The sequence below is a fragment of the Actinocorallia aurantiaca genome, from assembly GCF_039533685.1.
Lineage (GTDB): Bacteria > Actinomycetota > Actinomycetes > Streptosporangiales > Streptosporangiaceae > Actinocorallia > Actinocorallia aurantiaca.
Window position 1 is genome coordinate 446,378 of sequence record NZ_BAAATZ010000012.1, and the last position, 23,383, is coordinate 469,760.

The 23,383-nt window shown below is 71.0% G+C and carries 23 protein-coding genes and 1 pseudogene; 11 read left to right on the forward strand and 13 right to left on the reverse strand.

The genetic code is table 11. The annotated features are described in order from the left end of the window. The 4 genes and pseudogenes from ABD327_RS37475 to ABD327_RS17215 all read right to left on the reverse strand — a co-directional run. Positions 1 to 1,337, reverse strand: a pseudogene (locus ABD327_RS37475) (hypothetical protein); the annotation flags it as partial. 511 nt (positions 1,338 to 1,848) lie between these two features. Continuing rightward, a complete protein-coding gene (locus ABD327_RS17205; protein WP_344451416.1) occupies positions 1,849 to 4,533 on the reverse strand; it encodes an MMPL family transporter in 2,685 nt (894 codons plus the stop codon). A gap of 304 nt (positions 4,534 to 4,837) precedes the next feature. Continuing rightward, positions 4,838 to 5,296, reverse strand: a complete 459-nt coding sequence (locus ABD327_RS17210; protein WP_344451417.1) for an Hsp20/alpha crystallin family protein — start codon at positions 5,294 to 5,296, stop codon at positions 4,838 to 4,840. A 161-nt stretch (positions 5,297 to 5,457) separates the two neighbouring features. Then, positions 5,458 to 6,108 carry a hypothetical protein gene (locus tag ABD327_RS17215; protein WP_344451418.1) on the reverse strand — a complete coding sequence of 217 codons (651 nt, stop codon included), beginning with the start codon at positions 6,106 to 6,108 and terminating at the stop codon, positions 5,458 to 5,460. A 253-nt stretch (positions 6,109 to 6,361) separates the two neighbouring features. Here ABD327_RS17215 and ABD327_RS17220 point away from each other — a divergent pair, with 253 nt between their 5' ends. Further along, positions 6,362 to 7,399 (forward strand): sigma-70 family RNA polymerase sigma factor, encoded by a 1,038-nt coding sequence (locus ABD327_RS17220; RefSeq protein WP_344451419.1) that lies wholly within the window; start codon positions 6,362 to 6,364, stop codon positions 7,397 to 7,399. A 62-nt stretch (positions 7,400 to 7,461) separates the two neighbouring features. After that, positions 7,462 to 8,001 carry a dihydrofolate reductase family protein gene (locus tag ABD327_RS17225; RefSeq protein ID WP_344451420.1) on the forward strand — a complete coding sequence of 180 codons (540 nt, stop codon included), beginning with the start codon at positions 7,462 to 7,464 and terminating at the stop codon, positions 7,999 to 8,001. Between the two features lie 14 nt (positions 8,002 to 8,015). Here the strand turns inward: ABD327_RS17225 and ABD327_RS17230 are convergent, their stop codons facing one another. Next, on the reverse strand, positions 8,016 to 8,435 hold the full coding sequence (locus ABD327_RS17230) for a VOC family protein (protein WP_344451421.1): 420 nt from the start codon (positions 8,433 to 8,435) through the stop codon (positions 8,016 to 8,018). A gap of 54 nt (positions 8,436 to 8,489) precedes the next feature. After that, complete coding sequence (locus ABD327_RS17235) at positions 8,490 to 9,623, reverse strand: AI-2E family transporter (protein WP_344451422.1); 1,134 nt, start codon at positions 9,621 to 9,623, stop codon at positions 8,490 to 8,492. Between the two features lie 562 nt (positions 9,624 to 10,185). Between ABD327_RS17235 and ABD327_RS17240 the strand changes: the two genes are divergently transcribed. Further along, positions 10,186 to 10,743, forward strand: a complete 558-nt coding sequence (locus tag ABD327_RS17240; protein WP_425547133.1) for a hypothetical protein — start codon at positions 10,186 to 10,188, stop codon at positions 10,741 to 10,743. A 72-nt stretch (positions 10,744 to 10,815) separates the two neighbouring features. Here ABD327_RS17240 and dmpG read toward each other — a convergent pair whose 3' ends face one another. From dmpG to ABD327_RS17260, 4 genes are all read right to left on the reverse strand, one after another. Next, positions 10,816 to 11,844, reverse strand: coding sequence for a 4-hydroxy-2-oxovalerate aldolase (gene dmpG / locus ABD327_RS17245; protein WP_344451423.1), 1,029 nt, complete (start codon positions 11,842 to 11,844; stop codon positions 10,816 to 10,818). Positions 11,845 to 11,846: 2 nt separating this feature from the next. Then, a complete protein-coding gene (locus ABD327_RS17250) occupies positions 11,847 to 12,737 on the reverse strand; it encodes an acetaldehyde dehydrogenase (acetylating) (protein WP_344451424.1) in 891 nt (296 codons plus the stop codon). 9 nt (positions 12,738 to 12,746) lie between these two features. Beyond that, positions 12,747 to 13,529: a 2-keto-4-pentenoate hydratase gene (locus ABD327_RS17255; RefSeq protein WP_344451425.1), complete on the reverse strand. Its 783-nt coding sequence runs from the start codon at positions 13,527 to 13,529 to the stop codon at positions 12,747 to 12,749. 69 nt (positions 13,530 to 13,598) lie between these two features. Next, the gene (locus tag ABD327_RS17260; protein ID WP_344451426.1) at positions 13,599 to 14,504 is read right to left on the reverse strand and encodes an SDR family oxidoreductase; all 906 of its coding nucleotides are present in this window, start codon (positions 14,502 to 14,504) and stop codon (positions 13,599 to 13,601) included. Positions 14,505 to 14,593: 89 nt separating this feature from the next. Between ABD327_RS17260 and ABD327_RS17265 the strand changes: the two genes are divergently transcribed. From ABD327_RS17265 to ABD327_RS17290, 6 genes are all read left to right on the forward strand, one after another. Beyond that, the gene (locus tag ABD327_RS17265; protein WP_344451427.1) at positions 14,594 to 15,340 is read left to right on the forward strand and encodes an enoyl-CoA hydratase family protein; all 747 of its coding nucleotides are present in this window, start codon (positions 14,594 to 14,596) and stop codon (positions 15,338 to 15,340) included. Further along, positions 15,337 to 16,089: a CoA transferase subunit A gene (locus ABD327_RS17270; RefSeq protein ID WP_344451428.1), complete on the forward strand. Its 753-nt coding sequence runs from the start codon at positions 15,337 to 15,339 to the stop codon at positions 16,087 to 16,089. The genes ABD327_RS17265 and ABD327_RS17270 overlap by 4 nt, the downstream gene beginning before the upstream one ends. Continuing rightward, the gene (locus ABD327_RS17275) at positions 16,086 to 16,811 is read left to right on the forward strand and encodes a CoA-transferase subunit beta (protein WP_344451429.1); all 726 of its coding nucleotides are present in this window, start codon (positions 16,086 to 16,088) and stop codon (positions 16,809 to 16,811) included. The genes ABD327_RS17270 and ABD327_RS17275 overlap by 4 nt, the downstream gene beginning before the upstream one ends. Then, positions 16,808 to 17,851 (forward strand): NAD(P)H-dependent flavin oxidoreductase, encoded by a 1,044-nt coding sequence (locus ABD327_RS17280; protein WP_344451430.1) that lies wholly within the window; start codon positions 16,808 to 16,810, stop codon positions 17,849 to 17,851. The genes ABD327_RS17275 and ABD327_RS17280 overlap by 4 nt, the downstream gene beginning before the upstream one ends. A 117-nt stretch (positions 17,852 to 17,968) precedes the next feature. Continuing rightward, complete coding sequence (locus ABD327_RS17285) at positions 17,969 to 18,193, forward strand: hypothetical protein (RefSeq protein ID WP_344451431.1); 225 nt, start codon at positions 17,969 to 17,971, stop codon at positions 18,191 to 18,193. Positions 18,194 to 18,206: 13 nt separating this feature from the next. Next, the gene (locus ABD327_RS17290; RefSeq protein WP_344451432.1) at positions 18,207 to 18,776 is read left to right on the forward strand and encodes a hypothetical protein; all 570 of its coding nucleotides are present in this window, start codon (positions 18,207 to 18,209) and stop codon (positions 18,774 to 18,776) included. A 19-nt stretch (positions 18,777 to 18,795) separates the two neighbouring features. On the opposite strand, the gene ABD327_RS17295 is transcribed toward ABD327_RS17290, so the two are convergent. Continuing rightward, positions 18,796 to 19,368, reverse strand: a complete 573-nt coding sequence (locus ABD327_RS17295; RefSeq protein WP_344451433.1) for a hypothetical protein — start codon at positions 19,366 to 19,368, stop codon at positions 18,796 to 18,798. 149 nt (positions 19,369 to 19,517) lie between these two features. Between ABD327_RS17295 and ABD327_RS17300 the strand changes: the two genes are divergently transcribed. Together ABD327_RS17300 and ABD327_RS17305 are read left to right on the forward strand one after the other, a co-directional pair. Continuing rightward, a complete protein-coding gene (locus ABD327_RS17300) occupies positions 19,518 to 20,054 on the forward strand; it encodes a nuclear transport factor 2 family protein (RefSeq protein ID WP_344451434.1) in 537 nt (178 codons plus the stop codon). Continuing rightward, the gene (locus ABD327_RS17305; protein ID WP_344451435.1) at positions 20,051 to 20,911 is read left to right on the forward strand and encodes an LLM class F420-dependent oxidoreductase; all 861 of its coding nucleotides are present in this window, start codon (positions 20,051 to 20,053) and stop codon (positions 20,909 to 20,911) included. The genes ABD327_RS17300 and ABD327_RS17305 overlap by 4 nt, the downstream gene beginning before the upstream one ends. Positions 20,912 to 20,944: 33 nt before the next feature. Here the strand turns inward: ABD327_RS17305 and ABD327_RS17310 are convergent, their stop codons facing one another. Next, entirely contained in the window at positions 20,945 to 22,303 is a 1,359-nt protein-coding gene (locus ABD327_RS17310) for a serine/threonine-protein kinase (RefSeq protein ID WP_344451436.1), read from the reverse strand. A 139-nt stretch (positions 22,304 to 22,442) separates the two neighbouring features. Further along, positions 22,443 to 23,201: an FHA domain-containing protein gene (locus ABD327_RS17315; RefSeq protein WP_344451437.1), complete on the reverse strand. Its 759-nt coding sequence runs from the start codon at positions 23,199 to 23,201 to the stop codon at positions 22,443 to 22,445. Between the last annotated feature and the right edge of the window lie 182 nt (positions 23,202 to 23,383).

Consider the following 23,383-nt stretch of genomic DNA (forward strand, 5'->3'; position numbering starts at 1 on the left):
GGGGCGGCGGGGACCAGGGTCCGGTAGAGGAGGCGCCGGGTGGGCGAGCGCGAGGAGAGCAGGCCGGGCGGCAGCGCGCGCAGGAGCAGGGAGGCGCCGAGCGCGCCCGTCCACAACGCCAGTACCAGGAAGAGGGCCGTCGCGGCTCTGCCGAAGCCGACCTTGCCCGTCCACCGGCTCGTCATCGGGGTGGCGGCGACGGTCTTGAGGTGGTTCCGTTCGGCCTCCGTGTAGGACGGGACCTGGTCCCGGGCCTCGGCCAGGCCTTTGGAGAGCTCGCGCGTCCCCGTTTCGAGCCGCCCTGCGCCCTTGGCGAGGGCGCCGGTTCCGGCGGCCAGTTCACGGGACCCCTCGGCGAGGGTGCCCGCGCCGTTCTGGAGGGAGTTCGCGCCGGACGCGAGCCGCCGTGAACCGGCGAGCGCCCGCTGGGACCCGGCGGCGATCCTCCCCGCGCCGGACGAGAGCCGGGAGACGTCCGTGGACAGGGTGTCCGTCCCCGACTCCAACCGGTTCGCGCCCCGGGCCAGGGTGCCGGTGCTGGAACGGAGCCGAGCCAGTCCGGCGTCGAGCCGCCTGGCGCCCGCCGCGGCCTGTTCGAGCCCCCGCGCCAGATCCAGCGGGGAGGCGGTGAGCTCCTCGACGTCGGCGGCGGCTCTTCCTCCCGTCTGGTTCAGGGCCTTCAGCCTCTTCTTGAGTTTGACCGTCTTGAAGCGGACCTTTCCCTTGAACCGGGCGGCGGTCTTCGCCGTGGCGGCGAGCCGGTGCGAAAGGCCCTTCAGCGAGCGGCAGAACTCTCCCTCCCGGGGGGCGCAGCGGGTGGCGAGCCGGCGGAGGTCGCCGGAGATCCGCCGCTGGGTGGGCAGCCTGTCGACGTTCCGCAGCACCCGGTTCGCGACCGGGATCATCCGCTCGGCCGCGGCGGCGTCGCCTCGGACCGCCCCGCGCGCTCCGGCGGCCAGCCTCTCCAGCAGTCCCGGCAGTGCGGCCACCCGCCCCTCCGCTCTGGACAGGTTCCTGTCGACGGCGCCGACTCCGGCGGCCAGCCGGGAGCTTCCCGCCGCCAGCCGGCCCGCTCCGGCGGCCAGGGCCTGCGCGCCCTCGTCGAGCCGCTCCGTGCCCGCTTCGAGCCGCCCGGCTCCCGCGGCGAGGGAGCCCAGGCCCGTCGCGAGGGAGTCGGCGCCCTCGTTGAGCCGCCCGGCCCCGTCCTCGAGGGTCTCGGCGCCCCGTGCCAGCCGCGTCGCGCCGGAATCGAGGCGCTTCGCCCCGTTCTTGAGCTGCTTGCTGCCCTTGGCCAGTTTCGCCGCATCGTCGGCGGCCTCCCCCAGCTTCTCGTGCATCTCGGTGAAGGAGACGTAGATGCCGTCCAGGTAGGTCTCGACCACGGTCGTGTTCAGCGAGGCCAGCGCGTTCCGCACCACGGCGTGGCTCAGCTCGGGGTCGGCGGGCCGGGCGTTGGCCGACGTCCGGACGGAGAGCACGGCCTGGGTCGCGTCGCTCGCGCTCCGCGTGATGAAGGAGGTGGCCTTCTCGGAGAAGTCCCCGGGCACCGTGACGACGGCCGCGTACCGGCCCGACCGCAGCCCGTCCTCGGCGTCCGAGGTGTCGGTGACCTCCCACGCGTAGCGCCGGTCGGTCCCGTTGACGAGCTTGTCGGCCAGTTCCCGGCCGAGCGGGATCGTCCTCCCCTCGAACGTCACCGGCCGGTCCAGGTCGACGATCGCGGCCTTGGCCGTCCCATGGCTGACGGCGGGATTCCAGAACGTCCAGGTCAGCGTGCCCGCCACCAGGAGCGTGAGTACCAGCAGGCCGATCCAGGTCCGCAGGGCGGACGGCCGGCGGGCCTCCCCGTCAGGCACGGCCGTCCTTCTCCGCGGTCTCGGCGAGCACCAGGACGCCCGTGCCGCTCGACGGCAGCAGCTCTTCGACCGAGGCGGCGTCCTGGCAGGAGACGACGGCGGTCGCCCCGGCGAGCAGCTCGGCGAGGCGGGCCCGCCGACGCGGCCCGGTGACCAGGTCGAGGTCGTCCACGACGACCAGCCGCGCCCCGTCCCGCAGCGCCGCGCCGAGCTCCCCGCCGGGATCAACGGACTCGCGGCAGCGGACCAGCGCCACCTCGCGGCGGACGGCCCCGGCGTGCTGCGGCAGCAGGTGCCCGCACGTCTTGAGGTCCCCCTCGAAGGACTTCACCCGTCCGGCGAGGGTGTGCAGCAGAGCCGACTTGCCGCACGCGCCCTCTCCCGAGACGACGAGCACCTGGCCGGGCCGCAGGTGGACCCGCACGTCGGTGAAGACGGGCGCGCCCCGGTCGTCGCGGGCGGTCAGCCCCTGGGCGCTCACCAGCTCGGCGGATCCCGGCTCCGGCCAGTCCGCCAGGCGCAGCTCCCGCTCCAGGCCCGCGCCCTCGGCGTCGAAGTGCGGGAGCCGCCGGTCCAGCCACTCGGGCAGCCACCAGGCGCGGTCGCCGAGCAGCTTCAGCACGGCGGGCACCAGCGTCATGCGGACCAGGAAGGCGTCGGTGAGCACGCCGACGGCCAGCCCGAACGCGATCGGCTTGATCGTCGCGCTGCCCTCGGGGATGAACGAGGTGAACACCCCGGTCATGATCAGCGCGGCGGCCGTGACCACGGTCGAGGCCGACACGAACCCCGCCTCGATGGCGCCCTTCGCGTCGCCGGTGCGCACGTAGTCCTCGCGGATCCGGGAGACGAGGAAGACCTCGTAGTCCATGGCCAGCCCGAACAGGACGCCCATCAGGATGATCGGCAGGAAGCTGATGACGCTGCCCGTGTGCGTCACCTTCAGCAGCCCGGTGAGGTGGCCGAGCTGGAACACGAACGCCACGGCCCCGAACGCCGTCACCACCGACAGCAGGTAGCCCAGCGCCGCCTTGACCGGGACGGCGACCGACCGGAAGACCATGGCGAGCAGGACCAGCGAGACCCCGACGACCAGCGCCCCGAACGGGACCAGGGCCGCGCCGAGCTTGTCCGACACGTCGACCCCGACGGCGGTGATGCCGGTGACGGCCGTCTCCGTCCCGTACTCCCGCTCGAACCGGGCGTTGTCCGCGCGCAGGCGCAGCACCAGGTCCTTCGTCGACTCCGAGTCGCCGCCCTGCTCGGGGATCACCTCGATGACCGAGACGATCCCCTTGGGGTCGGGGGTGGCCAGCGGGACGGCCGCCACTCCCGGGACCCGCCGGACGTCGTCGGCGAGCCGGTCGGTCACGCCGACCGGGTCGTCGCTGTTCAGGACCTGCGCGGTCAGCAGCAGCGGGGAGTTGTACCCGGGTCCGAAGTACTCGGAGACCACCTCGTACGTGGTGCGCGCCGGGCTGCCCGGTTGCTGGCTTCCGTTGTCGGGCAGCGCCAGTTGCAGGCTTCGGGCGGGCAGAATGCACAGCCCCAGCCCGATGACGATGAGCGCGGTGGTCGCCCACGGCACTTTCGTGGCCAGGCGGACCCAGCGGCGGCTGAACGACGTCTTGTGCTGGTGCGCGGCCGCCTTCCGGCGGGGCCGCAGCCGGTCCCCGGCCGCGGAGAGCAGCGCCGGGAGCAGGGTGGTGGCGACCGAGACCGCGATCACCACGCCCACCGCGGCGGCCAGGCCCATCGTCGTGAGGAAGGGGATGCCGGCGACCGACAGCCCCAGCAGCGCCAGGACGACCGTCGTCCCGGCGAAGACGACCGCCGAGCCCGCCGTCGCCATCGCCCTCGCGATCGACTCCCTGGCCTCCAGCCCCTGGGCGAGCTGGTCGCGGTGCCGGGAGAGGATGAACAGCGCGTAGTCGATCCCGACCGCGAGCCCGATCATCACCGCGAGCATCGGGGCGGTCGAGGAGATCGGGGTGAACCTCGTCGCCGCCAGGATGAGGCAGGCCGAGACCCCCACCCCGAACACGGCGGAGAGCACCGGCAGCACCGCGGCGAGCAGCGACCGGAACACCACGAAGAGCACCGCGAGCGCGATCAGCAGCCCGATCCCCTCGGTCGCGCTGATCCCGGGGACGTTGTCGGTGTAGGCGTCCCCGCCCGTGTAGACGCGCGCTCCGCCGCCGATCCGGACGGCGAGGTCGTTCCCGATGGCCGTCAGCTCGCTCTTCGTCCGCGGGGCGACGTCCGCCTGCTGGACCGTCAGCGACACCGTGATGATCGCGGCTCGCCCGTCCGGTGAGACGGCGTCGCGGGCGATCCCGCCGAACGGGCTCGACACGCCCGCGACCTGGTCCACCGTGCGGATCCTGCGCACCGTTCCGGCGACGGCGCCCTCCACCCGCGGGGTGCGGACCCTGGAGCCGTCCGGCATCACCAGCACCATCTGCGCCGAGGTCCCCGCCAGCTCGGGGAAGACGTGGTTCAGCTGGGTCAGCGCGGCCTGCGACTGCGACCCGGGGATCGTGAACGTGTCGTCCAGGCCCTTCTGCAGCACCAGCGCGGCCCCGCCGGCCAGCGCGAGCACCGCCAGCCACAGAGCCAGCACCAGCGTCCACCGACGGGCCGCCCACCGCCCCAGCCCGTACAGGAAAGACGACAATTCCTACCCCCGTGGCAAGTGACCGGAAATCAAGAAATCCACCTCAAACCTCCGGTCACCCCATGAATCACCCACTGGAAGAGCCCGGCCCACCCCTTATCCCCAGGTCGTCCGCACGGCCAGCTCAAGCGATCTTCAAAACCTGCACCGCCCTGCGGCCGGGAACGGCAGGGACCGCACCGCCGCGGCGCGGAGTACAGGCGCCGCGTGAGCGGGAAGCCGACTCCCCGTCGGGCCGCATGGGAAAGGCCCGTCCTTTCGGACGGGCCTCCTGTGACGGGGCGCGGATCAGACTCCGGTCGCCTTACTCGGCCTTGCCCTCGACGGCGGGACGGCCGCCGCCGGTGCTGATGGCGATGCGGTGCGGCTCGCTGTCGGCGAAGGCGCCGGCGATCCGGATGTTCAGCATGCCCGCGTCGTAAGTGGCGCTGACCGATTCGGGACCCAGGTGCTCGGGCAGGACGAACGCGCGCTCGAACGCCCCGTAGCGCAGCTCGCGGCGGCCGCGCTCGCCGACGCGCTCGTCGCGGCGCTCCCCGCGCACGACCAGGCGCCCGGCCTTGACCTCGACGGTGACGTCCTTCTCGACGTCCACGCCGGGCAGCTCGACGCTCACGACGGCGTCCTCGTCCTCGCGGAGCACCTCGGCCGCCGGCACGAAGCCGCGCTCGCGTCCCTCGGCCCGGTAGGGGGCGAACGCCTGCCGGACCAGGCCGTCGAACTCGGTGAACGGGTCCCAGCGCCACACCGACACAGCACTCATGATCATCCTCCTTGTCCTCACGACCCCGACTTGAGGGTCTCCGCTATAGAAACCTGAGTCGCTTCGACTCAACTAAGATTTTAGCCAGATTTCCTCTGACTTCAACCCGGAAGCGGCGGCCCGCGTACTCCGCGGGCAGGGAGGGCTGTCCTCGGCCCGCTTCAGCGGTCCGGATCCTCGCGCGACGGCCCGAGGGGAGGTCCCGGGGTCCAGCCGGGTGGCGGTTCGGCCACCCGGGGGCGCGGCCGGAGCATCTCCTGCTGGGCCGCGGTCAGACGCGGGTCATCCTGGAGTTCCCGGATGCTCCTCCCCTGTATGGGGATGTCTTCCCTGTCCCCTCGGCGGCCTCGCAGCCGCGACACCGCCCATAGGACCAGGGACGTGAGGAGGAACAGGAGGGACAGAGCGAGCATGGCGAGCGGAACGAGCAGTGCGAGCAGCACGGGCAGGGAGAACACCACAGGGCTGATCAGTTCGCCGGCGCTCGTCTTCTCCCCGCCGAAGACCGCGTCGCGCGCCCCGGTGTCCCGCGCGGGGAACCGCTCTCCCTCCACAGAACCGCAGGAGGTCTCCCCGGTGTAGGAGACACCGTGCCGGACCCGCCCGTCCCGGGAAGTGAAAGTCCCCTTCCAGACGCAGGCACCCGTCTCGGCGTCGCGGCGCTGCGACTCGACTCGGAAGACGCCCGGGTCCCCCTTTCCCCGAACCGCGTCCAGGGTCGGCTTGACGTCCGGCAGCGCATAGGCGACGGAAAGATAGACCAGGACGAGGGAGAACAGCACCCCGAACGCACTCTTCGTCGCTTTCCCCATATTCGCCACCCTAACGACCTCCCCTGCCCGCTTAAAGCGGACAAAAGACCGTTCCGGTTTGGTGATCCCGGCTTCCGCGACCGAACGTGCCAGACCGGGACGGCGGCAATCCCACCGTTCTCCGGCTACAGCCCCGAAATCGAGATCGGGAAATCGGAGAAGCCGACCGGCGACCAGCTCACCACCGCATCCGGCAGGTCCTTCTGTCGTTCCCCTGCCGTAGCGTTCTCGGCGATACGGGATGGAGGGCGTCTTGGGCGCGCAGGGCGGCGAGGAGGACCTGGCGGGCGCGCGGGCGGGCGACGGGGAGGCGTTCGCGCGGCTGGCCGGGCGGTATCGGGCGGAGTTGCGGGTGCACTGCTACCGGATGCTGGGTTCGCTCGAGGAGGCGGAGGATCTGGTGCAGGAGACGTTCCTGCGCGCCTGGAAGAACCTCCACGGCTTCGAGGGGCGCTCCACGCTGCGTGCCTGGCTGTACCGGATCGCCACGAACGCGTGTCTGGACTCCTTGGACGGGCGGGCGCGGCGGGTGCTCCCGCACCAGGTGGAGGCGCCGTCGTGGCCGGATGAGGCGCGGTCCGTCCACACCGAATTCAGCTGGCTGCAGCCGTTCCCGGACAGTCTTTACGAGCAGGCCGAGGCGCAGCCGGAATCCGCGGCGGTGGCCAGGGAGACGATCGAACTGGCCTTCCTGGCCGCGATCCAGTGCCTGCCGCCCAGGCAGCGGGCGGTGCTCATTCTGCGCGACGTGCTCGGGTGGCCCGCCCGGGAGACCGCGGCGCTGCTCGACGGCAGCGTCGCCTCGGCCAACAGCGCCCTGCAGCGGGCCCGGACGACGTTGCGCGAGCACCTCCCCGCCGATCGCTGGGAGTGGACGGCCCGGGAGCCCACCGAGCGGGAGCGGGCGGTGCTGCGCCGGTACATGGACGCGGTCGAACGGGCCGACCTCGCCGCGATGGCCGAACTCCTGGCCGACGAGGTCAGGGCCACGATGCCGCCCTACCCGATGTGGTTCCAGGGACGCGATGCGCTCATGGCGGCGCTGGCCATGAGCTGGGATCCCGCCTCGCCGTCCTACGTGGGCCGGTTCCGGATGGTGCCGACCCGGGCCAACGGGCGCCCGGCCGCCGCGGCCTACATCCGGAGCCCCGGTGAGACCGTCCACAGGGCCGTCGGGATCGGCCTCCTGGGGATCGAGGACGGGCTCATCGTCGACCTCACCGCCTTCCACGACCCCGCCCTGTTCCCCCTGTTCGGGTTTCCTCTGGAAATTCCGCCGGAGCACCGATGAGTTTCCGCGCGAACCCCCGTCTCAACGGGGGACAGAACGAGCAGAGACCACGGAGGCAACCCATGGCGATATTGCAGTGGCAGTTCACGATGTCCCTGGACGGCTTCATGGCCGGACCCGGCGGTGACATGTCCTGGGTGCAGGGGCTGCCGGCGGCCGACAAGGAGGTCGCCGAGACCAGGGAGTCCACCGGCGCCCTCCTGGTCGGCAACCGCACCTTCCGCGGCGACGACCCCTACGCGGAGAACCCCGAGGAGGGCGAGGCGTACGGCGGAGGATGGCACGGCACCCAGTTCGTCCTCACCCACCACTCGCCGAGCACCCCGGTGCCGGGCGTCACCTTCGTGAACGACCTGCACGCCGGCGTCGCCGCGGCCAAGGCCGCCGCGGGTGACAAGCACGTCGGCGTCCTCGGCGCGAACGTCGCCCGGCAGTGCCTCGAGGCCGGGATCCTCGACGAGATCCTCATGTTCCTCGCCCCCGTGCTGCTCGGCGACGGCGTCCGCGTCTTCGACCATCCGGGCGGGAGCCTCGTCAGGCTCGAGCGCGTCCCGACCGCCTCCTCGAGCCCGATGTACCACCGGCTGCGCGTCGTCCGCTGAACCCGGCGCTCCGGTCAGTCGTAGTAGCGGGCCTCGATGACGTTGCCGTCGGGGTCCGCGAAGTAGAACGTCTCGGGAGCGTGGCCCCGGGCGCCGAAGGAGTCCTTCATCGTCACCGGGATGGCGATGCCGCGTTCTTCGAGCCGGGCCTGGAGGGCCTCGTAGCCGTCGCGGGAGAAGGACAGGCAGAGGTGGTTCACGGGATGCCCGGCGCTTCCCTCCGTGCCGGGAGCGGAGCTCAGCGCCTCCGCCATCGTCGCCGGCATCAGGTCGATGATGGTCTCGCCGGAGACGCGGACGCTGGGGAACGGCACGCCGCCGGCGCGGAACTCTTCCAGCCGCAGGGGCTCGAGCCCGAGGACCTCCTCGTAGAAACGCGTGGAGCGAATCGGGTCCGAGACCCACAGGACGATGTGGTCCAGGCGGATGGTCAAGGCTGGCCCCTCTCAGGTTCATTCACCGCGAGTCTCGCATTCTTCCGCGGCGCGCTACTCCTTTTTCCCGGCCGCGGAGGCCGCCTGTTCGGGATCGTCCTCGACGGTGTCCCGGGAAGGATCGGGCGCGGGGTCGGCGGTGTCCGGTGCAGGATCGGGACCGCCGTCCGGTGAGGGATCGGCGCCCTGCCTCCGCCGTCGCAGGAGGGCCACCGCCGCGGAGGCCAGCGGGGCCGCCAGGAAGGCGCCCGCGACGCCCGCGAGGACGGTGCCCAGGGCGATGACGATGAGGATGACGGAGCTCGGCAGGTCCAGGGCGCGGCCGTAGACCTGCGGGGCGAGCACGTGTTCCTCGACCTGCTGGACGACGATGGTGAGCGCGATGACGAGCAGCGCGGCGAACCAGCCCTTGGCGACGAACGCGACGATCGCGGCCAGCAGGCCGGCGAGGAACGCCCCCACGATGGGCAGGAAGGCCCCGATCCACGTCAGGACGGCCAGCGGGATAGCCAGGGGGACGCCGAGCAGCCACAGGCCGAGGCCGATGAAGAACCCGTCCGCGAAGCCCACCAGCGCCACGCCGCGCATGTACCTGCCGAGGACCTCGAAGACGGCGGAGGCGTCCGAGCGGAGCCGCTTCCGGGACCGCGCGGGCGCCAGCTCGGCGAACCAGGCCGCCAGCCGCGAGCCGCCGTGGGTGAAGTAGATCGCCAGGACGAGCGCGAGCACCGCCCCGACGAGGATCTCCCCGGTCATGATGACGCCGGTGAGCGCGCTTCCGGCGATGTCGCCCGACCGGTCGGACAGCCACTGCCCGGCCTGCTCGGTGAGCTCGTCGAAGCGGGCCTCGTCCACCCCGAACCCGGCGGCCGCCGACTGGAGGTCCTCGGAGAACCGGTCGACGTTGAGGGTCAGGTCGTCGAGCCCGGCCGCGGTGACCGGGACGAGCAGCACCACCAGGAGGGCTCCCCCCGCGAGCACCCCGAGCCACACCAGGGTGGTCGCCAGCGCCGGGGGCACCCCGCGTCGCGTCAGCCCGTTCGCGGGCGGCACCGTCACGGAGGCGATGAACACCGCGAGCAGCACGGGGATCGCCACGGTCCGCACCTGCCAGAGTCCCCAGACCGCGATGGAGACCAGCACCACCACGAGCAGCAGGTGCCCGGCCCTCAACGCCTTAAGCCGCAAATCCCCCTCAATATCCACAAGCCCGTTCATCCCCTGACTCAACCGCCCCAATCGGCATCACTAGCGCCCTAACCGGCCAAGCATCCTGGGCCGCTCCCGAAAGGCCTTCCGACCGCCCGGGCCCGCCGCGTCTCTCCGCCGGTCCGGTCCGGTGGAATCCGGAGGTAGAGCAGGGTCTGCCTCCGGTTCGGCGGTCGGGCCCCTTGACCTCCGCGCCCTCGAGCTGCCGCCTGGGATGTGACAGAAAGTACAAATCAAGTCGCAGATGGGGGCGCGGGTTTCCGGCGGCGCGATCGCCCGGCGCCCTGTCGTCACCGAGGCCGCGGCGATCAAGCATGTCGGGCCGATCCCGACCAAGCCGGACCTGACGGCTGACGTGCAGGAGCCTTCGGCCATTCCACAAAGTCCACAACCGTCCCGAATGTCGGGAAAGTGCTATCCAGACGTACCGCAGGGAGAACCCTGAAGACCTACGCCCCTAGAGCATGGTGACCTCCGTCCGCAGCGCTTCGACTGCGGAAAGTGGATCGTCATGGTGACATAACGCCGTATGGGAGTAGGAATGACCTTGAGCTCGTCCCGTAACGACAGTCCCCCCAGCCCGTCCGCCGCCCGTTCCGGGCCTCTCACCGACTTCCCCGCCGCACGCATCGTCTGGGCGCTGACCAGGATCTCGATCGGCTGGGTCTTCCTCTGGGCGTTCCTCGACAAGACATTCGGCCTCGGCCACGAGACTCCCGCGGCGGGGGCGTGGCTCGAGGGAGGGCACCCCACCGAGGGCTTCCTCAGCAAGGCGGCCAGGGGTCCGCTCCAGGGTTTCTACAACGGGCTCGCGGGCCACGCGGTCATCGACTGGCTCTTCATGCTGGGGTTGCTCGGCATCGGCGCGGCGCTGATCCTCGGCATCGCCATGCGGGTGGCGGCCGGAGCCGGCGCGCTGATGCTGGTCATGATGTGGGGCGCCGCCCTGCCCCCGGAGAACAACATCTTCATGGACGACCACCTCGTCTACGCGCTCGTCCTCGTCGGCCTGGCGCTGGTCCACGCCGGCGACACCCTGGGCCTCGGCGCCTGGTGGAGCAGGCTCGGCCTCGTCCGGAAGTTCCCGTTCCTGCGGTGAACGCCCCGTCCCTCCCCAACGGGCGGCTCCCGGAGAAAGGAAGGAGCCGCCCGTCGCGGGGAGGGAGGAAGGTCAGGACTTCTTCTCGGCCGCCAGTTCGAGGGCGATGTCGATGAGCTGGTCCTCCTGGCCGCCGATGAGCTTGCGCTGGCCGGCGCGCAGGAGGATCTCCGCACCCGACACGCCGTAGCGCTCGGCCTGGGCTCCGGCGTGCTTGAGGAAGCTGGAGTAGACGCCGGCGTAGCCCATCATGATCTCCATGCGGCCGAGGTTGCACTCCGACGGCATGGTGGGGCGGACGACGTCCTCGGCAGCGTCGACGATCTTCATGACGTCGATGCCGGTCTTGATGTCGAGCTTGTCGCAGACGGCGGCGAACGCCTCGACTGCGGTGTTGCCGGCGCCCGCGCCGAAGCGGCGGACGGAGCCGTCGATCTGGAGGGCACCCGCGCGGACGGCGGCGATGCTGTTGGCGACGCCGAGGCCCAGGTTCTCGTGGCCGTGGAAGCCGACCTGGGCGTCGTTCCCGAGCTCCGCCACCAGGGCCGCGATGCGGTCGGAGGTCTGCTCCAGGATGAGGGCGCCGGCCGAGTCGACGACGTAGACGCACTGGCAGCCCGCGTCGGCCATGATGCGGGCCTGCTTGGCCAGCGCCTCCGGCGGCTGGGTGTGCGACATCATGAGGAAGCCGACGGTCTCCAGGCCCAGGTCGCGGGCGAGGCCGAAGTGCTGGATGGAGACGTCCGCCTCGGTGCAGTGCGTGGCGATGCGGCAGATGGAGCCGCCGTTGTCGGCCGACTCGCGGATGTCGTCCTTCACGCCGACGCCCGGCAGCATCAGGAAGGCGATCTTGGAGCGCTTGGCGGTCTTCGCCGCGGCCTTGATCAGCTCCTGCTCGGGCGTCTTGGAGAAGCCGTAGTTGAAGGACGAGCCGCCGAGGCCGTCGCCGTGGGTCACCTCGATGACGGGGACGCCCGCGTCGTCAAGGGCCTCGACGATCGAGACGACCTCGTCGACGGTGAACTGGTGGCGCTTGTGGTGGGAACCGTCGCGCAGGGACGAGTCCGTGATCCGGATGTCCCATTCGTCGTTGTAGGGCATCGTCAGGCTCCCGCGATCTGCTTGGCGAACTCTTCGCCGACCTTCGTGGCGGCGGCGGTCATGATGTCGAGGTTGCCGGAGTAGGGCGGCAGGAAGTCGCCGGCGCCCTCGACCTCCAGGAAGATCGCGACGCGGGCGAGGCCGCCGCTGATCGGCGTCGGGTCGTCGTACTGCGGCTCGGCGCGCAGCCGGTAGCCGGGCACGTACTCCTGCACGGCGGAGACGATGTCCAGCACCGACTCGGTGATCTTGTCGCGGTCGGCGTCGGCGGGGATCGCGCAGAACACCGTGTCGCGCATCAGCGGCGGCGGGTCGGCCGGGTTGAGGATGATGATGGCCTTGCCCTTGCGGGCGCCGCCGATCGTCTCGACGCCGCGCGCGGTCGTCTTGGTGAACTCGTCGATGTTGGCGCGGGTGCCGGGGCCCGCCGACTCCGACGCCACGGAGGCGACGATCTCGGCGTACTCGACGGGGACGATGCGGGAGACCGCGTAGACCATGGGGATGGTCGCCTGGCCGCCGCACGTGATGAGGCTGACGTTGTCCTCGCCGATGTGCTCGAGGAGGTTGGCGGGCGGGATGACGGCCGGGCCGACGGCGGCGGGCGTCAGGTCGATCGCGCGGATGCCGGCCGCCTTGTAGCGGGGCGCGTCGGCGCGGTGCACGTAGGCGCTGGTGGCGTCGAAGACCAGGTCGGGCAGCTCGTCGCGGGACAGCAGCCAGTCGACGCCCTCGTGGCTGACCTCCAGGCCCAGGTCGGCGGCGCGCTTGAGGCCGGGCGACTCGGGGTCGACGCCGATCATGTAGCGGGGTTCGATGTGTTCGCTGCGCAGCAGCTTGTACAGAAGGTCGGTGCCGATGTTGCCGGGACCGACGATGGCGGCGGTTGCCATGATCACCCCTTACTGGAAGGTGAGAGAGACGGAGCCGAGGCCGGTGAACTCGGCGGTGAAGGTCTGGCCCGCGGCGACGTCGATCGCCCGGGTGCAGGAGCCGGGCAGGATGACGTGCCCGGCGTGCAGGCGGACGCCGAAGGAGGCGACCTTGCGCGCGAGCCAGGCGACGGCGGTGACGGGGTTTCCGAGGACGGCGTCGGAGCGGCCGGAGACGACGAACTCGCCGTCGCGGGTGAGCGTCGCGTCGATGGTCTTCAGGTCGAGGCCCGCCGGGGAGACGCCCTCGCCGATGACGTATCCGGCGGACGAGGCGTTGTCGGCGATCGTGTCGGCGAGCCCGATCTTCCAGTCCCTGATCCGGCTGTCGATCAGCTCCAGGGACGGCACGACCCGTTCGGTGGCGTCCAGGACGTCCTCGACGGTGCAGTCCTCGCCGGGCAGGTCCTTGCCGAGCACGAAGCCGACCTCGACCTCCACCCGGGGGTAGCAGAACCGGGAGATCTCGACGGGGACGTCCTGGCGCAGCTCCATGTCGCCGAGCAGGTGGCCGTAGTCGGGCTCGTCGACGCCCATCATCTGCTGCATGGCCTCGGACGAGAGGCCGACCTTGTGTCCGTGGACGGTGGCGCCCGCGTCGAGCTTGCGCTTGATGTTGATGAGCTGGATCTCGTAGGCGTCGACGGCGTCGATGCCGGGGAAGAGCTCGGTCAAGGGGGCGATGGGGGCCCGCTCCAGCTCGGCGTTGTAGAGCCGTTCGGCGGCGGCTCGCCGGTCGTCCTGGGTCAGCATGCCCAAGACGGTACGTACCGGCGAGCGGCCGCCGCCGTCTGCTATCCCACTAGATGGGAGTGAATCGACTTATGCTCCGTAAACAGGCTCGGGAGTGGCGGATTTGGCCAGAAGGTCCCGCACGACGGGGTCGACGTCGGCCGGGTCCCAGCGCTCGCCCTTGTCCACGGACGCGCCGTGCCGGAAGCCCTCCATGATCACGATCTTGCCGCCTTCGAGTTCGAAGACCCGGCCGGTGACGTCCGCGGACAGCGGCGAGCCGAGCCACACGACGGTCGGAGAGACGTTCTCCGGCGCCATCGCGTCGAACTCGCCCTCGCCGGGGGCGGCCATCGTCGCGGCGAAGACCTCCTCGGTCATGCGGGTGCGGGCGGCCGGGGCGATCGCGTTGACCGTCACGCCGTAGCGGCCGAGTTCGGCCGAGGCGACGAGGGTCAGGCCGACGATGCCGGCCTTGGCGGCGGAGTAGTTGCCCTGGCCGACGCTGCCCAGCAGGCCCGCGCCCGAGGAGGTGTTGATGATCCGCGCGTCGGGCTGACGGCCCGCCTTGGACTCGGCCCGCCAGTGCTGCCCGGCGTACTTCAGGGGCAGGAAGTGGCCCTTGAGGTGCACGCGCATGACGGCGTCCCACTCGTCCTCGCCGAGGTTGATGAGCATCCGGTCGCGCAGGAAGCCCGCGTTGTTGACCAGGACGTCCAGCCGCCCGAAGGTGTCGACGGCGAGCTGGATCAGGGCCTTGGCGCCGTCGTCGGTGGCGATGTCGTGCGGGCTGGCCACGGCCTCGCCGCCCAGCGCCCTGATCTCGGCGACGACCTCGGCGGCGGGGCCCTCGGTCTGCTCCCCGGCGCCGTCCCGGCTCACCCCGAGGTCGTTGACGACGACCTTGGCGCCCTGGCGGGCGAACTCCAGCGCGTGGGCCCGGCCCAGGCCGCGGCCCGCTCCGGTGACGATGACCACTCGGTCCTTGCAGATCATGACAGCTCCATCCAGTGAGACTCCGGCGTGACGGCCGCGGGGCCCTCCTGCTACGTTCTAACAAATGTTAGATTGAACGAAGGTAGCTTATGGGAATCCTCACCACCACGAAGGGCCCGGACGGGATCGCCGAGATCACCATCACGGCCCCGCCCGTCAACGCCCTGACCGTGCAGGGCTGGTTCGACCTGGCCGACGCCGTCACCGCGGCGGGACGTGACCCCGAGGTCCGCGTGGTCGTGTTGCGTTCCGAGGGTCGCGGCTTCAACGCCGGCGTCGACATCAAGGAGATGCAGCGCACCGAGGGCTTCGACGCCCTGCTGGGCGCCAACCGGGGCTGCTACGCCGCCTTCAAGGCCGTCTACGAGTGCGAGGTCCCGGTCGTCGTCGCGGTCCACGGCTTCTGCCTGGGCGGCGGCATCGGCCTCGTCGGCAACGCCGACGTCATCGTCGCCTCCGACGACGCCACCTTCGGCCTCCCCGAGGTCAAGCAGGGAGCGCTCGGCGCGGCCACCCACCTGGCCCGGCTCGTCCCCCAGCACCTCATGCGCGCCATGGTCTACACGACGCAGACCGCCACGGCCGCCCAGCTCCACGCCTTCGGCTCGGTGCACGCCGTCGTCCCGCGCGAGGAGCTGCGCGACAAGGCCCTCGAGGTCGCCGGGCAGATCGCCGTCATGGACCCGTTCGTGATCCGCCGCGCCAAGGAGTGCCTGAACGGCATCGACCCCGTCGACGTCAACCGCTCCTACCGCTTCGAGCAGGGCTTCACCTTCGAACTCAATCTCCAGGGTGCCGGCGACCGGCACCGCGACGCCTTCGTGGGGGGCAAATGAGCAAGCTCGTCTCAGTTGAGGAGATCGTCGGCAGCGTCGAGAGCGGCATGACGCTCGGCATCGGCGGCTGGGGGTCGCGGCGCAAGCCGATGGCCCTCGTCGAGGCGCTGTGCAAGACCGACGTGACCGACCTGACCGTCGTTTCCTACGGCGGCCCGGACGTCGGCATGCTGTGCGCGGCCGGGAAGGTCAAGCGCGTCATCGCCCCGTTCGTCACGCTCGACTCGATCGCGCTGGAGCCGCACTTCCGCAAGGCGCGGCAGACCGGCGCCATCGAGTTCACCGAGTACGACGAGGGCATGTTCATGTTCGGCCTGTACGCGGCCGCGCACCGCCTGCCCTTCCTGCCCACCCCCGTGGGCATCGGCTCGGACGTGCTCAAGTACGCGCCCCAGCTCAAGACGATCACCGACCCGTACGGCGACGAGGAGCTCGTGGCCGTCCCGGCGCTGAAGCTCGACGTCGCGTTCGTGCACATGAACCGCGCCGACGCCCGCGGCAACGGCCAGTACCTGGGCATGGACCCGTACATGGACGACCTGTTCGCCAAGGCCGCGACCCGCGCGTACGTCTCCTGCGAGCAGCTCGTCGAGCGGTTCGAGGGCCACCCCTCCACGCTGCTGATCAGCCGCATGCACACCGCCGGGGTCGTGGAAGTGCCCGGCGGCGCCGGATTCACCGAATGCCTCCCGGACTACCCCCGCGACGAGGCCCGCCAGAAGTCCTACGTCGAGGAGGCCGGAAAGTGACCGTGACCCGAGCCGAGATCTGCGTGACCGCCTGCGCCGACGCCTGGCGCGGCGACGGCGAGATCCTCGCCGCCGCCATGGGCACCTGCTCCGTCCTGGGCGCGCGTCTGGCCCGCTCGACGTTCGAGCCGGACCTGATCACCACCGACGGCGGCCCGCTGCTGACCGCCGAGCCGATCCCGCTCGGCGCTCCGGCCGGCGACGTCGAGGGCTGGATGCCGTTCCGCGACCACCTGTGGCTGGTCCTCAACGGCCGCCGCCACGTCATGATGGGCGCCTCCCAGATCGACGCGCACGGCAACACGAACATCTCGTGCGTCGGCGACTGGAACCAGCCGAAGTCCCAGCTCCTGGGCTCCCGGGGAGCGCCCGGCAACACCCGCTGCAACCCGACGTCGTACTGGATCCCCAGGCACTCCCCCCGGGTGTTCGCGGAGAAGGTCGACATGGTCTCGGGCATCGGCTGGGACCGCGGCGCCCACGAGATCCGCCGCGTCATCACCGACCTGTGCGTCCTGGACTTCGAGACCGAGGACCGCCGGATGCGCCTGCGCTCCCTGCACCCGGGCGTCTCGGTGGAGACCGTCGTGGAGCAGACCGGCTTCGAGCTGGTCGTCCCCGACGAGGTCCCCGAGTCCCGCACGCCCTCCGAGGAGGAGCTGAAGGTCCTGCGCGAGGTCCTGGACCCGCGCGGCCTGCGGGACCGCGAGGTCCGTTCATGATCCGCACCGCGCTGACCGAGCTGGTCGGCGTCCGCCACCCCGTCGTCCAGACGGGCATGGGCTGGGTCGCCGGCCCCAAGCTCGTCTCGGCCGTCGCGAACGCGGGCGGCCTGGGCATCCTGGCCTCGGCGACGATGACGCTGGAGCAGCTCGAAACCGCCATCCACGAGGTCAAGGAGCGCACCGAGGCTCCTTTCGGCGTGAACCTCCGCGCCGACGCCACGGACGCCAAGGCCCGGATCGACCTCATGATCCGCGAGGGCGTCAAGGTCGCGTCGTTCGCGCTGGCGCCCAAGCAGGAGCTCATCGCCAAGCTCAAGGACGCGGGCCTGGTCGTGATCCCCTCGGTCGGCGCCCGCCGCCACGCCGAGAAGGTCGCGGCGTGGGGCGCGGACGCCGTCCTGGTCCAGGGCGGTGAGGGCGGCGGCCACACCGGCGCCGTCGCCACGACCGTCCTGCTCCCCCAGGTCGTCGACGCCGTGGACATCCCCGTCATCGCGGCGGGCGGCTTCTACGACGGCCGGGGCCTGGCCGCGGCCCTCATGTACGGCGCCGCGGGCGTCGCCATGGGCACCCGCTTCCTGCTGACGGCCGACAGCTCCGTGCCCGAGGACGTCAAGCAGGTCTACCTGGGCAAGACCGACACCCTGGTCACCCGCCAGGTCGACGGCATGCCCCACCGCGTCCTGCAGAGCGAGCTGGTCACCGAGCTGGAGTCGACCAACTCCGTCTCCCGCACGGTCCGCGCCCTCCGCAACGCCGCCCGCTTCAAGAAGATCTCCGGCCAGTCCTGGAAGACCATGATCCAGGACGGTCTGGCGATGAAGCACGGCAAGGACCTCACCTGGTCCCAGGTCCTCATGGCCGCCAACACCCCCATGCTGCTCAAGGCCGCCATGGTCGACGGCCGCCCCGACCTCGGCGTCATGGCCTCCGGCCAGGTCGTCGCCCTGATCGACTCCCTGCCGACGTGCGCCGAGCTCATCGAGAGCATCGTCACCCAGGCCGAGAAGCAGATCCGCGGCATCGACCTCCAGTAACCCGCTGCACGGAAAGGGCCCGGACCCCGTCCGGGCCCTTCGCCGTTTCCGGCCGCACTTGCATTTCTCTCGGTGTTCTGTACTAATAATCAGTACAGGCGGCTTAAGATCTGCCACATGCCTGCCAAGGAGATCATCGCCGCCCTCCGCGCTGCGATCATGGCCGGATGGCAAGAACCCGACCAGCCGTCCGGAGGGAGCGCACACGTGTACCGCAAGCTGCGCTGCCCGGGAGGCCGAGGTTGCTGTCCCCAACTCAACGTGTACGGAACGCCGCGAGTACCAGAGCACGAGGCGGCGAAGATCTACCGGGCCATCGCCTCATGCCCTGCCGGCAAGTGAAGGAGAGCGAGACGTGAACGTGTACTGGTTCGACCTCGAGGTCGCCGGACCGGTGACCGACGAGCACGTCGACCGGCTGGCCGAGACCATCGTCGAGAACCGCGGTGACGGCATCGATGCCACCGTCCAGGCCGACGAACGCGGCGGGATGGTGATGTTCTCCCGCGAGGCTCAAGACGTCGCCGAGGCGATCCTGTCCGCGATCTCCGACGTCCGCACCGCGGGCATGACGGTCACCGGCGTCGACGGAGGCGACCTCGTACCCGTCGAGGCCATCGCCACGAGGGCGAAGGTGACGGTCCACGCGGTCCGCCATTGGGTGTCGGGTACGCGAGGACCGGGCGGTTTTCCCGCACCGGTACGGGCGAAGTCGTTCTCCTGGGCCCAGGTCTCGGACTGGCTGGTCCGCAACAAACTCGGCGCCGTGGACCACGCGGCCCTGGAGGTGGCCCGCGCTTCGGTGTTCTTCAACGCCCTGCTGACGGCCGACAGAACCGTCGACGACGTCATTCCGGCACACCGCCGGGCCGACCTCGCAAAAATGTCCGACAAACTGACCGACCGCCTGACGCCATGCGGTTGAGGCTCCGGGGGGAACGCGTTCAGTCGCGGCGTACGGGTGCGGCGGACGGCAGGCCGTGGACGCGGCGGGCACGGTCATAGAGCCGCTTTCTCTCCCGCTCCACGCCGCGCCTTGCGATTCGATCGAGCTCGTCCACTCCGCCCTTGGTGAACGCCCGGTCGAACATCTCATTAAAAGGGAGATGCTCCGGGGGTTCCTCCACCCGGGTCACCGTACGGCCGCCCTGCGCTCCGTTCAGTTCCACGAGCAGGACACCCCCGTACCCGCTGCCCAGCAGCAGAGTGGCGTCCCGTGCGATGAACTCCTCGCAGAGGACGTGGATACCGACCGCGAGAGCGGTGCCCTCCTCTCGGGTCTGGATCACGCGGACCTCGCAGAGGGTCCGGCTGCCGGGCCCGAGATAGCTGTCTCCCCACAGACCGCGCTCGTAGTGGCGGGTCTCGAGATGGTGCCGGATCAGCGGGGTCAGCTCCGCTCTCAGCCGCGGATCCACCTCCGGCGCGGACCCGTGGGGCCAGACCGCGGAAGCCGTGCCCACGACGGCGAGCACCAGGACCACGGAGCCCGCGAGAAGCCCCGCCTTCTTACGCACGGGATGACCCTATCTCGGAGCTGAAGAATATCCATTTATAGAACGAAAAGCAGATCTGCGGTCGCTTCCGGTCAATGGGACTCCGCTGTCCGTACCCGGTGGGGCTCCCTAGCCTGCGCGGAAGGACAACAGGCCGGGAGGGGCGCACCGTGGCACAGCGGCGTTCGGAGGAGTCGGATCGTCGGCAGATCCACGAGGTCGTCCTGCGGTACTGCCGGGGCATCGACCGGCTCGACTTCGATCTGGTGCGCTCGGCGTACCACCCCGACGCGATCGACCACCACACCGGCTTCACGGGGACCGTGGACGACTATCTCGCCTGGGTGGAGCCCAAGCTCCGGGCCCGCGCACGGACCGGCGGGACCATGCACATCCTGGGCAACCACCTGGTCGAACTGCACGGGGACGAGGCGGTCTCGGAGACGTACGGCACCTCCGTCCACTGGGGTGAGCCGGCCGACAGCGCCCGCGCCAACTTCACCAGCGGAGTGCGCTTCGTCGACCACATGACCTATCGGGACGGCCGGTGGGCCGTCTCCGAGCGCTGGGCGGTCCGTGAATGGACCAGATCCGAGGTCGGCCGTTTCATGCCCAAGGAGGGCGAAGGACCCTCGGGGCGGCATGACGACCATGACCCCCTCATCCGGCTTCAGCAGCGCATCACCTCTCGGAAGGCAGGCTCGTGAAGGTCGGTATCAGCTCGCCCATCGTCGCCCTCTCCGGCAACCGCCCCGCGTGGGAGGAGCACGCCGGAGTACCCGAACTGGTGCAGGTCGCCCAGGCCGCCGATCGGCTCGGGTTCGACTTCATGACCTGCCCCGACCACGTCGCCGTGCCGCAGGGCGTCCCCCAGCGCGAGCGCTTCTACGACCCGCTCGCGACGTTCTCGTTCCTCGCGGGGAAGACCGAACGGCTGCGCTTCCTGCCGTACGTGCTGGTCCTGCCCCTGTACCACCCGCTAGAGCTGGCCAAGCGCTACGGAACCCTCGACTTCCTCAGCGGCGGCCGGCTGATCTTCGGTCTGGGCGTGGGCAGCCTGTCCTCCGAGTTCGACATGCTGGGCAAGCCCTTCGAGGACCGCGGAGCCCGCGCCGACGACGCCCTGCGCGCCCTGCGCGCCAGCCTGTCCACCCGCGTCGCCTCCTACGACGGCCCGTACTACTCGTTCGAGGACGTGGTGATCGACCCGCACGCCGTCCAGGCCAAGGTGCCTCTGTGGGTCGGCGGCCACAGCACGCGCGCCCTGCGCCGAGCGACCACCCTCGCCGACGGCTGGGCCCCCGCCCCCCAGTCCTTCCACGGCCCGTCGCCGGAGAAGATGCGCCAGATGCTCGACTCCGTGGAACTCCCCCCGGACTTCGACGTGGTCTTCACCCCCGGCCACCGCGTCGACGCCCTGAACGCCCCCGGTCGGGTCGTCGAACTCCTCGAGACCGCCGCCGCCGCGGGCGGCACCCGCATCAACCTCACTGTGAAGCACGAGTCGCTCGCCCACTACCTGGAGCAGCTCGAGGCCTTCGCCGAACTTGCTTTTCCCGCTTAAGAGCACAAACGACCCGAAACGAGATCCCCGGGGTCAGGAGGCCGCGGGGTCCGGGCAGTTCGGAAGCGGGGGCCGGTCCTTGGTGCGTACGGCGGGGAGCCAGGCGGCGGAGGGCTCCGAGCCGCTCAGGAGCCGCACCCGGAACCACCGGGTGGACCGCAGGCCGTCCTCGTCGACGATGGGCAGGCCGTCCGGCAGTTGACATTCGGCGGTGACGACGTCGCCGTGCCACACCCGGGTCGGGACGACGTTGGCGGGGGTGTACGGGCGCGTCGGGTCGATCGCCAGCCCCAGACTGCACTGCGGATCTCGGCCGGACCGGTCCTGGCAGCTTCGGTCGGCGTTGAACACGGTGAGCGCGCCGACGGGCGGCAAGGCGTCCTTCCGGGGGGCGCCGCTCGAGAGCGCCGCGCCCGTGGTGGCGCACAGGACGAGGGTGAGCAGGACCGCACGGGCCCGGCCGCCGTGCGGCCACGTGCTCCTCCGGCTCCGCGTCGCCCGCCCGGCGGCGATGCGATCGAGGAGGCTGTCGGCCGTGTGCTCGGCACGCGCCTCGTGCGTCGGGGCCAGGCAGTCCGCGGCCAGGTCGCGCCAGAACGGCGGGACGGCGTGGTCCATGCGCAGCGGGGCACGGCCTTCGCCGTACTCCTGGACGGCGGCGCCGCGCGCCATGGGCGTGGCGCCGGCGAAGGGCGAGGCGCCGGAGGCGAACACCTCGTGGATGATGATGCCCAGCGCCCAGATGTCGTTGCTCGGCCGGACCTGCACGCCCTGTGCGCCGAGAGGGGCCGTCCAGCGCTCGGGCGGCAGGTAGTCCAGGGTGCCCAGGGGCTGCGCGTAGCCGTGCGTGCCGGTCAGTTCGGTGGCGAGACCGAAGTCCGAGAGTTTGACCGAACCGTCCCGGCCGAGGAGCACGTTCTCGGGCTTGAGGTCGGCGTGCACCCAGCCCGAGCGGTGGAGATGGGCGAGTCCCTCGCAGATGCCCTCGATCAGCCTGCCGCGATCGGCCTCGGGCACCCCGGAGTCGAGGAGTTCGCGCAGGGTGAGCGCGGCCCGTTCCATCACCAGGACGATCGCGCCGTCCAGCGAAGGCCGGTCCGGTGCGCTGAGGACGAACGACTCGATGAGCCCGATCAGGCGCGGATGCCCCGTCCTGCGTCCGAGCTCGACCTCGCGGTGTGCGGACTCCACGATCCGGCTCGCCTGGCGGGGCGCGAGCCCGGCGGTCGGCATGACCTTGAGCGCGACCTCGGGTGGCCGGTCCGGTCCCGCGGTGCGACCGGACGGCCGGGCGGCGTAGACCGTGGACCAGCCGCCGACGCCGATCAGTTCACCGACCACCCACTCCCCTGCGAGGTAGCCGCCCGGCAGGAGGTCCGCGGACTCTTCCATGGCACCGCCCAGACCCGGGACCCCCGTCCCGGGAACCGCACCCTGAACTGAAATGGCAGGCATTTCACAGTCTTATCAACAAAAACACAGCACTGTCTATATGACATTCACCGGCATCGCGAGGCCGCGCGGTGTGGTGTCACCGCGCCGGCGGCGGCAGGAGCGCGAGGTGCTCCTCCCGTACGAGCCCGAAGCGAAGCGCGAGCCCGACGATCTCCTCGCGCTTGCCGTTGCGGCGGTCGCCCTTGCCCGGGGCGTGCGAGTCCGGCGGGCCCATGCGCAGCTTCTGCTCGGCGAGGTAGTCGATGTGGGAGCTGATCGCCCGCGCCGTCAGGGTGCCGGAGGCGGTGTGCCCGTCGAGGCGCTCCGCGATCTGGGGCGTGGTGGGGACCCCGACCCGCGACTGGTCGCGCAGACGCGGCTCGCACATGGCGACCAGGACGAGGAAGTACGTGGCCGTCTCGTCGAGGGAGTACGCCATGACGGTGCGGCTCCCCGAGGACACGCCCATGGAGTCCGGGTCCAGGTAGACGTGGTCGGGCGCGAACACCTGGAAGGCGACGGGCGACCGGCCGCGGGTGGGCAGCACCACGCGCGAGAACTCGAAGGGGATGGGGGCGCCGACCCTGCGCGGCTGAACCCTCAGGTACTCGCCCGCCCCCTCCGGGTTCTCCACCAGATAGCTGTGACTGGTGCTGTGATTCGTCAGCTGCCAGTGATCGTCGGTCACCCGGATCTCGCCCGCGAGCCGGGACACCGCGTCGTCGTCCAGGCGGAGCTCGACCGGGGTCCTGGGGGAACCGCGCCCGAACCGCGCGACCTCGCCGGGGCCCAGCCGCAACGTCACCGGTTCACCGCCGTCGGCGCCGCACGGAAGATGGACGACCACACCGCTCACGGCTTCCCCCGATGCCCACGTCTCTTGGAGTGCCGAACGGGCGGAACGATAGCAGCCGTCAGAAGAGGGAAACCGGCGGGATCGGGTCATTTCGGCCGAGGCCGCCGCGGGCGGGCAGGGGCTCCCGAGTCCCGCGGCGGCCTCCTTGTCCGCGCCGGACCAGCGCTTTCGGTCAGCGCCCT

Coding starts and splice junctions, on each gene's coding strand:
- ABD327_RS17270 (WP_344451428.1), top strand. CDS start 15,337: ATGAGCAAGCTCGTCTCAGTTGAGGAGATCGTCGGCAGCGTCGAGAGC.
- ABD327_RS17240 (WP_425547133.1), top strand. CDS start 10,186: ATGACCTTGAGCTCGTCCCGTAACGACAGTCCCCCCAGCCCGTCCGCC.
- ABD327_RS17255 (WP_344451425.1), bottom strand. CDS start 13,529: ATGCTGACCCAGGACGACCGGCGAGCCGCCGCCGAACGGCTCTACAAC.
- dmpG (WP_344451423.1), bottom strand. CDS start 11,844: ATGCCCTACAACGACGAATGGGACATCCGGATCACGGACTCGTCCCTG.
- ABD327_RS17215 (WP_344451418.1), bottom strand. CDS start 6,108: ATGGGGAAAGCGACGAAGAGTGCGTTCGGGGTGCTGTTCTCCCTCGTC.
- ABD327_RS17210 (WP_344451417.1), bottom strand. CDS start 5,296: ATGAGTGCTGTGTCGGTGTGGCGCTGGGACCCGTTCACCGAGTTCGAC.
- ABD327_RS17280 (WP_344451430.1), top strand. CDS start 16,808: ATGATCCGCACCGCGCTGACCGAGCTGGTCGGCGTCCGCCACCCCGTC.
- ABD327_RS17265 (WP_344451427.1), top strand. CDS start 14,594: ATGGGAATCCTCACCACCACGAAGGGCCCGGACGGGATCGCCGAGATC.
- ABD327_RS17250 (WP_344451424.1), bottom strand. CDS start 12,737: ATGGCAACCGCCGCCATCGTCGGTCCCGGCAACATCGGCACCGACCTT.
- ABD327_RS17260 (WP_344451426.1), bottom strand. CDS start 14,504: ATGATCTGCAAGGACCGAGTGGTCATCGTCACCGGAGCGGGCCGCGGC.
- ABD327_RS17285 (WP_344451431.1), top strand. CDS start 17,969: ATGCCTGCCAAGGAGATCATCGCCGCCCTCCGCGCTGCGATCATGGCC.
- ABD327_RS17310 (WP_344451436.1), bottom strand. CDS start 22,303: ATGGAAGAGTCCGCGGACCTCCTGCCGGGCGGCTACCTCGCAGGGGAG.
- ABD327_RS17225 (WP_344451420.1), top strand. CDS start 7,462: ATGGCGATATTGCAGTGGCAGTTCACGATGTCCCTGGACGGCTTCATG.